Below are 12,378 nucleotides of genomic sequence, written 5' to 3' on the forward strand. Positions count from 1 at the left end.
TTTCTTTACATGAGGCTGCTTGCTCAGCAGTCGAAGGAACACAAAGGTGCAAAGCAATATTTCTGAGCTACCTGATCGGTAGTGCCTTCAGCCTAGCTCACCTATTGCTTTGCGCTAATATGTTTTTGTCTTGAAGGATCAGCTTGCGCCCTCACCAATATGTACTAGCCTAACTGAGCAACCGGCAAAATGATGGCACCACCTACCATTCGGACAGGCAGTCCTGACATCAATGCTTTCGCCTAAACAGGAGGTTCCATGGCGACGAGGAGCTCATCTGAATCAGCCGCCCTGCGCGACCTGATCCACACCTTTATCCACACCCGCCTACAGACCAAGCTCGACAAGCTGGCCGACGACGATCCCAAGCGCCAGAAACTGCTCGACGAGCACCAGCCCGACGCCTGGCTCGCCGATGCCGCACGGCGCGTGGCGCAGATCCAGCTCGCCACCCACACCCTCAAGCCCATTCACCCGGATGCCCGTGGCAGCAACCTGCATGCGCCGCCGCCCGCGCTCGACCTGCCAGGGCTGGTGTCCAGCCATTGCCTGGCCGAGCAGTGGGACGATGACGTGGTGGGCAACGCGGCGGCGCTGGATGTGTTCAAGTTCCTCAAGCAGGAACACGCAGGCCGCAGCCTGCTGCAACGCCTGCTGGAGCACGACGCCGAGCTGCTCGCCGCGCTCAGTGACGATGCCGCGCAGGCCGAGGCCTGGCGCGCCAGCTTCGCTGCTATCACCGAAAGCCGAGGCACGCCGGCCTCCCATACCCTGGCCAAGCAGATCTACTTCCCCTTGCCAGATGGCAGCTACCACCTGCTGGCGCCGCTGTTCCCCACCAGCCTGGTGCATCGCGTGCAACGGCGCATGCGTGAGGATCGTTTCGGCGAGGCGGCCAAGGCGGCGCGCGATGCGCGCAAGGCCAAACAACCGCACCCGCACGGTTACTGCGAGTACCTAGATCTGGCGATCCAGAAATTCGGTGGCACCAAGCCGCAGAACATCAGCCAACTCAACAGCGAACGCTATGGCGAGAACTGGCTGCTCGCCTCGCTGCCACCGCAATGGCGCACTCTCGACCTGCGCCCGCCGCTGCGCCGCGACTCGGCCTTCGAGTTCATCTACCGCAACGACAAGGCGCTACGCGCCCGCGTGGCCGAGTTGCAGCACTTCCTGCGCGTGACAGCCCACAACAACTGGCAGATTCGTCGCAAGCGCGCGCGCCTGCTCGGCGAAATCACCGATGCCTGCCACCAGTACGCCGCCGCCTTGCTGGAAGCCAACCGCAACGGCGAGCTGGCCGCCGGCTGGAGCGCCCACGCCGAGTGCCGCCTGGATGACAGCGAGCGACGCTGGCTAGACCCGCTGCGCGCCCACGATGATGAGGCGTTCAACAGCGCCCACCTCTGGCGCGACTGGCCGGAGCAAGCCAGCAAGCGCTTCGGCAACTGGCTCAACGCCAAGCTCGACCACGACGCCCTGCGCCTCGGCGAAGACGAGGCCGCGCACTGGCGTGGCGTGCTGCACGATGAACTGACCCTGTTCAAGGAGATGCTCGACCATGGACGCGCCTGAAGCCCTGCTGTTGTTGCCACGCCTGCGCGTGCAGAACGCCAACGCCATTTCCGGCCCGCTGACCTGGGGCTTTCCCGCCGTCACCGCCTTTACCGGCTTCGTCCACGCCCTGCAGCGCCAGCTTAGCCAGGACATGGACATCGCCCTGGACGGCGTGGCCATCGTCTGCCACCGGCATCAAACGCAAACCTCACAACCGGCGGGCAAGCGCACCCAGGTGTTCCACCTCACGCGCAACCCGGTGGGCAAGGACGGCAGCACAGCGGCCATCGTCGAAGAAGGCCGCATGCACCTGGAAGTCAGCCTGCTGATCGGCGTTTCCGGCATGGCGCTCTACGACGGCCTGCTGGATGAAAAAACCATCGCCCAACGCGCCTGGGACACCGCCCTCGGCATGCGCCTGGCCGGTGGCAGCCTGCTGCCGCCGACCTGGAAACTGGGCGAACGCAACCAAGCCTCGCTGGAAATCTGGCCCGGCAACGCCGAAGACGGTGCCCGCCTCAGCCGTAAACTGGCGCAACGCCTGTTACCCGGCTTCGCCCTGATCCCCCGTGACGACCTGCTGACGCAGCACACCCACGCCTTGCAGGAACAGGACGCCAGCCTCACCAGCCTCGACGCCCTGCTCGACCTCACCCGCCTGAACGTCGACCCGCCCGGATCAAAGGACGACCACGGTGAGCCACGCGAAACCTGGCAAGTGCGCCAGCGCGCCGGCTGGCTGGTGCCCATCCCCCTGGGTTACCGCTCACTGTCAGCGCATGCCCCCGGCAGCGTGCGCAACGCCCGCGACCGCGAGGTGCCGTTCCACTTCGCCGAAAGCCTCTATGGCCTCGGCGAATGGCGCAGCCCGCTACGTTTCAGCGATATCCGCCAACTGCTCTGGTATCACCAGGCCAAGCCCGATGCCGGCCTGTTCCGCTGCAACACCCCCTTTCTCGACCTCGACGCCCACGCATAAGGACATCCGACCATGGCCAAGACCACCACACTGACCACCGCCTCCGTACTCGCCTTCGAGCGCAAGCTCGACCCCTCCGACGCCCTGCTCTCTTCCGGGCGCTGGAGCGAGCGTGACGCTGGCACCTGGCAACCCGTGCATATTCGCGAGAAATCCGTGCGCGGCACCATCTCCAACCGCCTGAAAACCAAGGATCGCGACCCGGCCAAGCTGGACGCCTCGATCCAGGCGCCCAACCTGCAGACCGTCGATGTCGCCGCCCTGCCCGCCGACGCCGACACCCTCAAGGTGCGCTTCACCCTGCGCGTGCTCGGCGGCGCCGGTACGCCCTCGGCCTGCAACGATGCCGACTACCAGGCCAAGCTGCTGGCCACCGTGCAGGGCTACGTCAGCCAACAGGGCTTCGCCGAACTGGGCCGGCGCTACGCCGCCAACCTGGCCAATGGCCGCTTCCTCTGGCGCAACCGCATCGGCGCCGAACAGGTGGAAGTGCAGATCGCCCGCCTGCAAAACGGCGAAGCCATACAGCGCTGGACATTCGACGGCCTGAGCCTGCCGCTGCGCGCCTTCGCCGCCCACGCCGAGGTCGACAGCCTGGGCCAGGTGATCGCCGATGGCCTGGCGGGCAAAGGCCACCTGCTGCTGGAGGTGGTGGCCTTCGTACGCATCGGCGCTGGCCAGGAAGTCTTCCCCTCGCAAGAGCTGATCCTCGACCGAGGTGACAGCAAAGGCAGCAAGAGCAAGACGCTCTACCACGTAGGCGACATGGCCGCGATCCACTCGCAGAAGATCGGCAATGCCCTGCGCACCATCGACACCTGGTATCCGGATGCCGGCGAACTCGGCCCCATCGCCGTCGAGCCCTATGGCTCCGTCACCTCCCAGGGCAAGGCCTACCGCCAGCCCAAGGACAAGGCCGACTTCTACAGCCTGTTCGATGCCTGGGTGCTCAACGACGCGGTGCCGAGCCTGGAACAGCAGCACTACGTGATTGCCAACCTCATCCGTGGCGGCGTATTCGGGGCCGCCGAGGAGAAATGACCGTGGATCACTACCTCGACCTCAAACTCCTGCCCGACCCGGAGTTCCCGGCCACGCAGTTGATGAGCGCCTTGCTGGCCAAGCTGCACCGGGGCCTGCATGACCTGCGTCGTAGCGATGTGGGCATCAGCTTCCCGGATGTGGAAACAGCAGACCACGGCCTCGGCGCGCGCCTGCGCCTGCATGGCAGTGCCGAGGCGCTGGACAGGCTGATGGCGCTTGGTTGGCTCAACGGCATGCGCGACCACCTGCACTTGGGCGAACTGGCGCCGATCCCGGCGCAGGTGCGCTGGCGTTGCGTCAGCCGTGTGCAGGTGGACAGCAACCCCGAGCGCGCCCGCCGCCGCCTGATCAAGCGCCATGGCATCAGCGAAGCCGAGGCGCGCCAGCGCATCCCCGACAGCGCCGGCAAACGCTGCGACCTGCCTTATGCCAGCCTGCGCAGCAACGGCAGCGGCCACAGCTTCCGCCTGTTCATCCGTCACGGCCCACTGCTCGACGCCCCCACCCCAGGCACCTTCGGCGCCTACGGCCTGAGCGCCCAGGCCAGCATCCCCTGGTTCTGACCCTTTTTTCCCAGCACAAACGGAGCCCCTGCAAAATCAATGACTTGCAGGTGGCTCCGAAAAAAGGGGTAACAGCGGCAAAACAGGGATGGTTCTTTAACAATCAAAGGGTTAGGGGTTTCAGGCTCTAGTTCACTGCCGTGTAGGCAGCTCAGAAATCGACGACTTCGCCGGCCGCGCCTGCTATGTGGGTTCACTGCCGTGTAGGCAGCTCAGAAACGGCGGAAACCTGGCAGGAACTGGAGCAAGACGTTCACTGCCGTGTAGGCAGCTCAGAAAACCGTCATGCAGGGTGATGCCGGTGCAGTAGGGTTCACTGCCGTGTAGGCAGCTCAGAAATTCGGGGCGGTGGTACTCGAGCGCCGAGACAAGTTCACTGCCGTGTAGGCAGCTCAGAAATGGATGACGACGAATTCACCGACCAGCAAGCCGTTCACTGCCGTGTAGGCAGCTCAGAAAGACCACGCCTGCAGCCCGCATTCCTTCGTGCCGTTCACTGCCGTGTAGGCAGCTCAGAAAATGAAGAAAGCCCCGGCCTGGGTGAACGGCGCGTTCACTGCCGTGTAGGCAGCTCAGAAAGCACGCGCCACGGCACTGATGGCCGATACCGCGTTCACTGCCGTGTAGGCAGCTCAGAAAATGCAGGCGCAGAGCAACGTCAACCATTTCCGGTTCACTGCCGTGTAGGCAGCTCAGAAATCGAATCACAACTGATCGAGGACATTGCCGGGGTTCACTGCCGTGTAGGCAGCTCAGAAATCGATGCCATTCGCAAGAGTGGCATCAGGGAAGTTCACTGCCGTGTAGGCAGCTCAGAAAAGCCAGAGCGTCAGAAATCGCAGGAGGTGCCGGTTCACTGCCGTGTAGGCAGCTCAGAAATGAGCCTCTTCCATTTCCTGATAGGCGCCAGGGTTCACTGCCGTGTAGGCAGCTCAGAAAGTGCTGCCGCTCGATGTGCAGGCAGGTGCCACGTTCACTGCCGTGTAGGCAGCTCAGAAATGCCAGGTTGGAGACGTTGGAAGCCTTACGCTGTTCACTGCCGTGTAGGCAGCTCAGAAAGAGCGCGACGCCGCTTTGGCTGAGCTTGAGGCGTTCACTGCCGTGTAGGCAGCTCAGAAATGCGCCTGGGCGATGGTCTGGTCTATGAGCTGGTTCACTGCCGTGTAGGCAGCTCAGAAAATCTCCACCCAGTTCTACCTGGCCGACGACGGGTTCACTGCCGTGTAGGCAGCTCAGAAAGAGAAGGCTACGTGCATCCGCAGTGGTAGATAGTTCACTGCCGTGTAGGCAGCTCAGAAAGTCAGCGCCGAACACCAACGCAGCCTGCTGCGGTTCACTGCCGTGTAGGCAGCTCAGAAATGAATGACTTGTTGAGTCGATTGGCATACGAAGTTCACTGCCGTGTAGGCAGCTCAGAAAGTGGTCACCGCCAGGCCCTGGCTGACTGCCGTGTTCACTGCCGTGTAGGCAGCTCAGAAATTCAAGGTCAAGCAGGTGGGCGACGACGGCACGTTCACTGCCGTATAGGCAGCTCAGAAAAGTGCTCGACGCCGCACCGTAGTAGCCAGTGCGTTCACTGCCGTATAGGCAGCTCAGAAAAAAGCCGAGCCCCAGCTCGGCAGGCTTCCCGAGTTCACTGCCGTATAGGCAGCTCAGAAAAGAAATGGCGCGCGGCTTCACCCATGATCGTCGTTCACTGCCGTATAGGCAGCTCAGAAAAGCACCAGCATGGCATCGCCTGGCTTCAAGTCGTTCACTGCCGTATAGGCAGCTCAGAAATATGGAGTGGCCTCGCTGAGCTTGTAGAGCGTGTTAACTGCCGTATAGGCAGCTCAGAAAAAGACCCGTCGCTCCACGCGCAAGGTGCAACTGTTCACTGCCGTATAGGCAGCTCAGAAATCGATGCTGAGCAGGATCTCCTGCCCAACGCGGTTCACTGCCGCATAGGCAGCTCAGCCTGTAGCCTGGGTGGGACGGAGCGATACCCGGGGCAGAGTTTCCCGGGTTTCGCGGTGCTCTACCCAGGCTACTCATTCGGGCGGCTGCACAGCACTCAGCCCAGCAAACTGCGATACATCACATGGCAATCCACCAACCCATGCCGCGCATGGCGGTAGGCCTTGGGCAGGGTGCCGACGATGGCGAAGCCGTGCTTCTGCCACAACGCCACGGCCACCGTGTTGGTGGCCACCACGCTGTTGAACTGCATGGCGCTGAAACCCAGCTCGCGCGCCACTTCCAGAGAATGGGCGCAGAGCCGGCTGGCCACGCCCTTACCCCGCGCGGCAGGCGCGGTCATATAGCCGCAGTTGCAGACGTGGTCGCCGGGCCCGGCGGCATTGGCCTTGATGTAGTAGGTGCCGAGAATCTGCCCATCCTGTTCGGCGACGAAGGTGGCACGCGGCAGTTCCACCCAGAGCTTCCAGGCCGTGCCGCGATCCATCTCGGGGTCATAGGCGTAGGTTTCCTGCGCCTGCACCACGTCACGGATGATCGGCCAGACCTGGTCGAAATCTGCAGCCTCGATGGGGCGGATGATCAGTGCATCGCTCACTGGTCGTACCCCTCGGCCAGGTGTTGATCCTTGAGCTTGACGTAGTTGCCGGCGGTGTAGCTGAAGAAGTTGCGCTCCTTGTCGGTCAGCGGGCGCGCCTGCTTGACCGGGCTGCCGACGTACAGGTAGCCGCTCTCCAGGCGCTTGCCCGGTGGCACCAGGCTGCCGGCGCCGATGATCACTTCGTCTTCGACCACCGCGCCGTCCATGACGATGCTGCCCATGCCCACCAGAATGCGGTTGCCCAGGGTGCAGCCGTGCAGGGTGACCTTGTGCCCGACGGTCACTTCGTCGCCGATGATCAGCGGGAAACCCTCCGGGTTGAACGGCCCGGCATGGGTGATGTGCAGCACGCTGCCGTCCTGCACGCTGGTGCGCGCGCCGATGCGGATGCGGTGCATGTCGCCACGGATCACGGTCAGCGGCCACACCGAGCTGTCCTCGCCCAGCACCACGTCGCCGATGACCACGGCGCTGGCGTCGACGAAGACGCGCGCGCCCAGTTGCGGGAGATGCTGTTGGTATTTGCGAATGGCCACGATAGAGGCTCCTGAGCTGCGAGAAAGCTTGATTGTAATTAAGATGCCCCCATGTCTGTTGTCAGCGTGCTGCATTCTCGGATGCCAGCCACCTCAACACCGCCCTCCTTCGCCACAGGTATCTCGTCGTGACCGCGAACAATCCCCTGCTGCAAGACTTCGACCTGCCGCCCTATTCGCAGATCAAACCGGAACACGTCGAGCCCGCCGTCGACCAGATCCTGGCCGACAGCCGCGCCGCCATCGCCGAGCTGCTCGAACAACAGCAGGCCAAGCCGAGCTGGGACGGCCTGGTGCTGGCCCTGGACGAGCTGGGCGCACGCCTGGGCCGCGCCTGGAGCCCGGTGAGCCACCTCAACGCGGTGTGCAACAGCCCCGAACTGCGCGCCGCCTATGAAGCCTGCCTGCCCAAGCTGTCGCAGTACTGGACGGAAATGGGTCAGAACAAACCGCTGTTCGAGGCCTACGATGCGCTGGCCAAGAGCCCCGAGGCGGCCGATTTCGACGTGGCGCAGCAGACCATCCTCGAACATGCTCTGCGCGATTTCCGCCTATCCGGCATCGACCTGCCCGCCGAGCAGCAGAAGCGCTATGGCGAAATCCAGATGCGCCTGTCCGAGCTGACCAGCAAATTCTCCAACCAGTTGCTCGACGCCACCCAGGCCTGGAGCAAGCACGTTACCGACGAAGCCCTGCTGAGTGGCCTGACCGACTCGGCCAAGGCGCAGATGCAGCAGGCTGCCCAAGCCAAGGGCCTGGACGGCTGGCTGATCACTCTGGAGTTCCCCAGCTACTACGCGGTGATGACCTACGCCGACGACCGCGCCCTGCGCGAAGAGGTGTATGCCGCCTACTGCACCCGCGCCTCCGACCAGGGGCCGAACGCCGGGCAGAACGACAACGGCCCGCTGATGAGCGAGATTCTCGACCTGCGCCAGGAGCTGGCACGCCTGCTCGGCTTCGCCAATTACAGCGAGCTGAGCCTGGCCAGCAAGATGGCCGAGTCCACCGACCAGGTGCTGAGCTTCCTGCGTGATCTGGCGGTACGCAGCAAGCCCTTCGCCGAGCAGGATCTGGCCGAGCTGCAGGCCTTCGCCAGCGAGCGCGGCCTGAACGATCTGCAAAGCTGGGATGTCGGCTACTACAGCGAGAAGCTGCGCCAGCAGCGCTACAGCATCTCCCAGGAAGAGGTGCGCGCCTGGTTCCCGGTGGACAAGGTGCTCAGCGGCCTGTTCGCCATCGTGCAGAAGCTCTACGGCATCGAGATTCGCGAGCTGCAAGACTTCGACACCTGGCAACCGGATGTGCGCCTGTTCGAGATTCAGGAGAACGGCCAGCATGTCGGGCGCTTCTTCTTCGATCTCTACGCCCGTGCCAACAAGCGTGGCGGTGCCTGGATGGACGGCGCCCGCGACAAGCGCCGCGACGCCAACGGCAAGCTGATCACCCCTGTGGCCAACCTGGTGTGCAACTTCACCCCGCCGGTCGGCGGCAAGCCGGCGCTGCTGACCCACGATGAAGTGACCACCCTGTTCCACGAGTTCGGCCACGGCCTGCACCACTTGCTGACCCGCGTCGAGCATGCCGGCGTTTCGGGCATCAACGGCGTGGCCTGGGATGCAGTGGAGCTACCGAGTCAGTTCATGGAGAATTGGTGCTGGGAGCCGGAAGGCCTCGCGCTGATTTCCGGCCACCATGAAACCGGCGAGGCACTGCCCCAGGCCCTGCTGGACAAGATGCTGGCGGCGAAGAACTTCCAGTCCGGGTTGATGATGGTGCGCCAACTGGAATTCTCCCTGTTCGACTTCGAGCTGCACGCCACCCACGGCGACGGCCGCAGCGTGCTGGACGTGCTCGAAGGCGTGCGGCGCGAGGTGTCGGTGATGCGCCCGCCGGCCTACAACCGCTTCGCCAACGGCTTTGCGCACATCTTTGCCGGTGGCTACGCGGCCGGTTACTACAGCTACAAATGGGCCGAAGTGCTCAGCGCCGATGCCTTCTCCAAGTTCGAGGAAGAAGGTGTGTTCAACGCCGATACCGGCCGCGCCTTCCGCGAGGCCATCCTGGCCCGTGGCGGCTCGCAGGAACCGATGGTGCTGTTCATCGACTTCCGCGGTCGCGAACCGAGCATCGACGCCCTGTTGCGCCACCTCGGCCTGAGTCAGGAGGCAGCATGAAGAAGCGATTCATCGCCGGCGCCGTATGCCCGGCCTGCAGCGAGCAGGACAAGATCCAGATGTGGGAAGAGGACGGCGTGCCACACCGCGAATGCGTGGCCTGCGGCTACGCCGATACCCTGGATGCCAACGGCAACTCGGTGCCCAAGGAATTGCCGACCCGGGTCAACGTCAGCGGCCTCAAGCCCAAGGCCGCCGACCCCAATGTGCAGGCCGTGCAGTTCTTTCCCAATCCCAAGCTGAAGAAGCCCAGCGAGTAACGACGTAGCCCGGATGCAATCCGGGGCGATGTGCCAGGTATTTCCCGGATGGCATCCGGGCTACTGGCTGAAAAAGCACCCTCTCCCCCAGCCCCTCTCCCATAAATGGGAGAGGGGAGCCAAACCGTGCCGCTGGACGTGATGGCGACTCCGGTCAGCACCCTCGCCCCTTGGGAAAGGAGCTGGCAAGCGGGCCCCGCTGTAAGAGCGAGCTCTGCTCGCGAAGCTTCTGCCGTTTGCCATGGTTCGCGAGCAGAGCTCGCTCCTACAATCAACGGGATGCTTTTCAGCTCGCCGCAACCGTCTTCGGCAAAGTGGCGCTGGCGATCATTGCGCCGGACGGGAACCGTAGGGTGGGTTAGCGGCGCCGGGCACGGGCTGACCAACACCAATGAAGTTCACGCGCCGCGTAACCCACCGGGCGGAGGTGTGCCTGGCACCACTGGCGGGTCATACCATCAAGGCCGGGACGGATGTGTGCGCTTCTTCCCGGATTGCATCCGGGCTACGGCGGCTCAGCGCACCCCGGGGCGAGGCTTTTCGGGGCGAAGATAGAAGCCTGAGATGACGGCGATCATGACCAGCATCAGCCCCAGTCCGTTATCCCCTTGGGGAATCATGAACTGGAACAGGCCCGCGGCCATGGAAATGCCCGAACCGATGCACAACAGTACCCAGATGGTCTTCTTCAGATATTTCATCTTGCCTGCGTCCTTGCTACTTGGTTATGCGAAACGGGGAAGTCTAACCCGTGGGCGCTTCTTCAAATCATTGACTGGGTCGCGCTTTGCGCGACTCAGCGCTCGCCTCAACCACGAAAGAACTCCCCCGGCGTCGCACCGAACTGCTGACGAAAGGCAGCGATAAAGGCCGAGGTTGAGTCGTAGCCGCAGGCCAGCGCCACGTCGGTGACGCGCTCGCCGCGTTGCAGCGGTTCCAGCGCATGCAGCAGGCGCAGGCGCTGGCGCCAGGCGCGGAAGGTCAGGCCGGTTTCGCGCAGGAACAGGCGGCTGAGGGTCTTCTCCGAGGCGCCGAGCACCTGGCTCCATTGTGTGAGGCTGCGATTGTCGTCCGGTTGCGCCTGCAAGGCGCGGCACAGGCGCAGCAGCCGTGCATCCTGCGGCAATGGCAAGGACAACCCCACCTCCTGCGCCGCACACAACCGATCCAACAACACCTGCGCCAGGCGACCCTCGGCGCCCTGCTCGTCGTATTCCACCGGCAGCTCGCAGAAGCCCCGGATCAGCTCGCGGGTCAGGCTGTCGATGGCCAGCACCCGGCAGCGCGGTGGCGCCCAGGTGCTGACGGCGCAGTCGATGTACAGGCTGCGCATCTCGGTGCCCGGCGAGCTGATCACCTCATGCTCGAGATCGGCGGGTATCCAGATCGCCCGTTGCGGCGGCGCGACGAAGCGGCCGGCGGCGCTGTGCACATGCAACACCCCTTCCAGCGCATAGGAGAGCTGCACCCAGGGGTGACTATGGCGCGGCGTGCTGACCGCCAGGGCCAGGGACTCGGTACGGGCGTAGAGCGGCCTGGGCAGATGCGGCAGGCGCGGTACTGCGCGTTCTGGCAGCGGGTTTTGTCCGTTAAGCGACATTCTCTGGCCTGATGGCGTTAGTCGGTCGATACGGCTCAGGCTAAAGTGGCCGGGCCCGTCTGACAATAACCGGATCTCGAACATGGCTCGCTCCCGCCTGCTGCCCGACAACTTCACCCTCACCCTGCTCGCGGTGGTGCTCACCGCCTCGCTTCTGCCCGCCAGTGGCCAGGTGGCCACGGTTTTCGAGTGGATCACCGACCTGGCCATCGCCCTGCTGTTCTTCCTGCATGGCGCCAAGCTGTCGCGCCAAGCGATCATCGCCGGTGCCGGCCACTGGCGCCTGCACCTGCTGGTGTTCTCCTGCACCTTCATCATCTTCCCGTTGCTCGGCCTGCTGCTGCGGCCGCTGCTGGAGCCGCTGCTGGGCACCGAGCTGTTCATGGGCATGCTCTACCTGTGCGCCCTGCCGGCCACGGTGCAGTCGGCCATCGCCTTCACCTCGCTAGCGCGCGGCAATATCCCGGCGGCGATCTGCAGCGCGGCGGCCTCCAGCCTGCTGGGCATCTTCGTCACGCCGCTGCTGGTGGCCTTGCTGATGGGTGTGCACGGCGATAACGGCTCGACCCTGGACGCCATCGGCAAGATCAGCCTGCAACTGCTGCTGCCCTTCGTGCTCGGGCAGATCGCCCAGCGCTGGATCGGCGGCTGGGTGACGAAGAACAAGAACTGGCTGAAATACGTCGACCAGAGTTCGATCCTGCTGGTGGTCTATACCGCCTTCAGCGCTGCGGTGATCGGTGGCCTGTGGCAGGAGGTGCCGCTGGTCACCCTGCTGGCCCTGATCCTCGCCTGCAGCGTGCTGCTGGCCCTGGCGCTGCTGACCACTCACCTGCTCGGCAAGTGGCTGGGCTTCAACCTGGAAGACCGCATCACCATCATCTTCTGCGGCTCGAAGAAGAGCCTGGCCACTGGCGTGCCCATGGCCCAGGTGCTGTTCGCCGGCAGCACCATCGGCGTGCTGATCCTGCCGCTGATGCTGTTCCACCAGATCCAGCTGATGGTCTGCGCGGTGCTGGCGCAGCGTTACGCCCGCCGCGAGGAAACGCCGCAAGTGCAGGCCGCGTGAAGGCCTGGCGATAGACGGAGCTTGATCGGGCGCCAG

11 protein-coding genes and 1 CRISPR repeat array are annotated in these 12,378 nt (G+C 64.1%); of the genes, 7 read left to right on the forward strand and 4 right to left on the reverse strand.

Features of this window, described 5'->3' with window-relative positions:
• Nucleotides 1–258: 258 nt before the first annotated feature.
• The 4 genes from csy1 to cas6f are packed head-to-tail and all read left to right on the forward strand — an operon-like array spanning nucleotide 259 to nucleotide 4,143.
• On the forward strand, nucleotides 259–1,575 hold the full coding sequence (csy1, locus tag ACSVIK_RS19790) for a type I-F CRISPR-associated protein Csy1 (protein WP_442445927.1): 1,317 nt from the start codon (nucleotides 259–261) through the stop codon (nucleotides 1,573–1,575).
• A complete protein-coding gene (gene csy2 / locus ACSVIK_RS19795) occupies nucleotides 1,562–2,536 on the forward strand; it encodes a type I-F CRISPR-associated protein Csy2 (protein ID WP_442445928.1) in 975 nt (324 codons plus the stop codon). Before csy1 ends, csy2 begins: the two co-directional genes overlap by 14 nt.
• 12 nt (nucleotides 2,537–2,548) lie before the next feature.
• Nucleotides 2,549–3,577, forward strand: a complete 1,029-nt coding sequence (gene csy3 / locus ACSVIK_RS19800) for a type I-F CRISPR-associated protein Csy3 (RefSeq protein WP_442445929.1) — start codon at nucleotides 2,549–2,551, stop codon at nucleotides 3,575–3,577.
• Nucleotides 3,574–4,143, forward strand: coding sequence for a type I-F CRISPR-associated endoribonuclease Cas6/Csy4 (cas6f, locus tag ACSVIK_RS19805; protein WP_442445930.1), 570 nt, complete (start codon nucleotides 3,574–3,576; stop codon nucleotides 4,141–4,143). The genes csy3 and cas6f overlap by 4 nt, the downstream gene beginning before the upstream one ends.
• A gap of 130 nt (nucleotides 4,144–4,273) precedes the next feature.
• Nucleotides 4,274–6,102: a CRISPR direct-repeat array (repeat unit 28 nt; unit sequence GTTCACTGCCGTGTAGGCAGCTCAGAAA).
• Nucleotides 6,103–6,196: 94 nt separating this feature from the next.
• Here the strand turns inward: cas6f and ACSVIK_RS19810 are convergent.
• Together ACSVIK_RS19810 and ACSVIK_RS19815 are read right to left on the reverse strand one after the other, a co-directional pair.
• Complete coding sequence (locus ACSVIK_RS19810; RefSeq protein WP_442445931.1) at nucleotides 6,197–6,697, reverse strand: GNAT family N-acetyltransferase; 501 nt, start codon at nucleotides 6,695–6,697, stop codon at nucleotides 6,197–6,199.
• Nucleotides 6,694–7,236, reverse strand: a complete 543-nt coding sequence (locus ACSVIK_RS19815; RefSeq protein ID WP_418805037.1) for a gamma carbonic anhydrase family protein — start codon at nucleotides 7,234–7,236, stop codon at nucleotides 6,694–6,696. Before ACSVIK_RS19815 ends, ACSVIK_RS19810 begins: the two co-directional genes overlap by 4 nt.
• Nucleotides 7,237–7,364: 128 nt before the next feature.
• On the opposite strand from ACSVIK_RS19815, the gene prlC reads away from it, so the two are divergent.
• Complete coding sequence (gene prlC / locus ACSVIK_RS19820; RefSeq protein ID WP_442445932.1) at nucleotides 7,365–9,413, forward strand: oligopeptidase A; 2,049 nt, start codon at nucleotides 7,365–7,367, stop codon at nucleotides 9,411–9,413.
• Entirely contained in the window at nucleotides 9,410–9,673 is a 264-nt protein-coding gene (locus ACSVIK_RS19825) for a YheV family putative zinc ribbon protein (protein ID WP_277373274.1), read from the forward strand. The genes prlC and ACSVIK_RS19825 overlap by 4 nt, the downstream gene beginning before the upstream one ends.
• A 515-nt stretch (nucleotides 9,674–10,188) precedes the next feature.
• Here ACSVIK_RS19825 and ACSVIK_RS19830 read toward each other — a convergent pair.
• Both ACSVIK_RS19830 and ACSVIK_RS19835 read right to left on the reverse strand, forming a co-directional pair.
• A complete protein-coding gene (locus ACSVIK_RS19830) occupies nucleotides 10,189–10,374 on the reverse strand; it encodes a hypothetical protein (protein ID WP_442445933.1) in 186 nt (61 codons plus the stop codon).
• A gap of 107 nt (nucleotides 10,375–10,481) precedes the next feature.
• A complete protein-coding gene (locus ACSVIK_RS19835; RefSeq protein ID WP_442445934.1) occupies nucleotides 10,482–11,273 on the reverse strand; it encodes an AraC family transcriptional regulator in 792 nt (263 codons plus the stop codon).
• Nucleotides 11,274–11,355: 82 nt separating this feature from the next.
• Here ACSVIK_RS19835 and ACSVIK_RS19840 point away from each other — a divergent pair, with 82 nt between their 5' ends.
• On the forward strand, nucleotides 11,356–12,342 hold the full coding sequence (locus tag ACSVIK_RS19840; RefSeq protein WP_442445935.1) for a bile acid:sodium symporter family protein: 987 nt from the start codon (nucleotides 11,356–11,358) through the stop codon (nucleotides 12,340–12,342).
• The last annotated feature ends 36 nt before the right edge of the window (nucleotides 12,343–12,378 follow it).

The sequence above is a fragment of the Pseudomonas sp. NCHU5216 genome (genome assembly GCF_052156495.1).
GTDB lineage: Bacteria > Pseudomonadota > Gammaproteobacteria > Pseudomonadales > Pseudomonadaceae > Aquipseudomonas.

Coding starts and splice junctions, on each gene's coding strand:
- csy1 (WP_442445927.1), top strand. CDS start 259: ATGGCGACGAGGAGCTCATCTGAATCAGCCGCCCTGCGCGACCTGATC.
- csy3 (WP_442445929.1), top strand. CDS start 2,549: ATGGCCAAGACCACCACACTGACCACCGCCTCCGTACTCGCCTTCGAG.
- ACSVIK_RS19825 (WP_277373274.1), top strand. CDS start 9,410: ATGAAGAAGCGATTCATCGCCGGCGCCGTATGCCCGGCCTGCAGCGAG.
- csy2 (WP_442445928.1), top strand. CDS start 1,562: ATGGACGCGCCTGAAGCCCTGCTGTTGTTGCCACGCCTGCGCGTGCAG.
- cas6f (WP_442445930.1), top strand. CDS start 3,574: ATGACCGTGGATCACTACCTCGACCTCAAACTCCTGCCCGACCCGGAG.
- ACSVIK_RS19830 (WP_442445933.1), bottom strand. CDS start 10,374: ATGAAATATCTGAAGAAGACCATCTGGGTACTGTTGTGCATCGGTTCG.
- ACSVIK_RS19835 (WP_442445934.1), bottom strand. CDS start 11,273: ATGTCGCTTAACGGACAAAACCCGCTGCCAGAACGCGCAGTACCGCGC.
- ACSVIK_RS19840 (WP_442445935.1), top strand. CDS start 11,356: ATGGCTCGCTCCCGCCTGCTGCCCGACAACTTCACCCTCACCCTGCTC.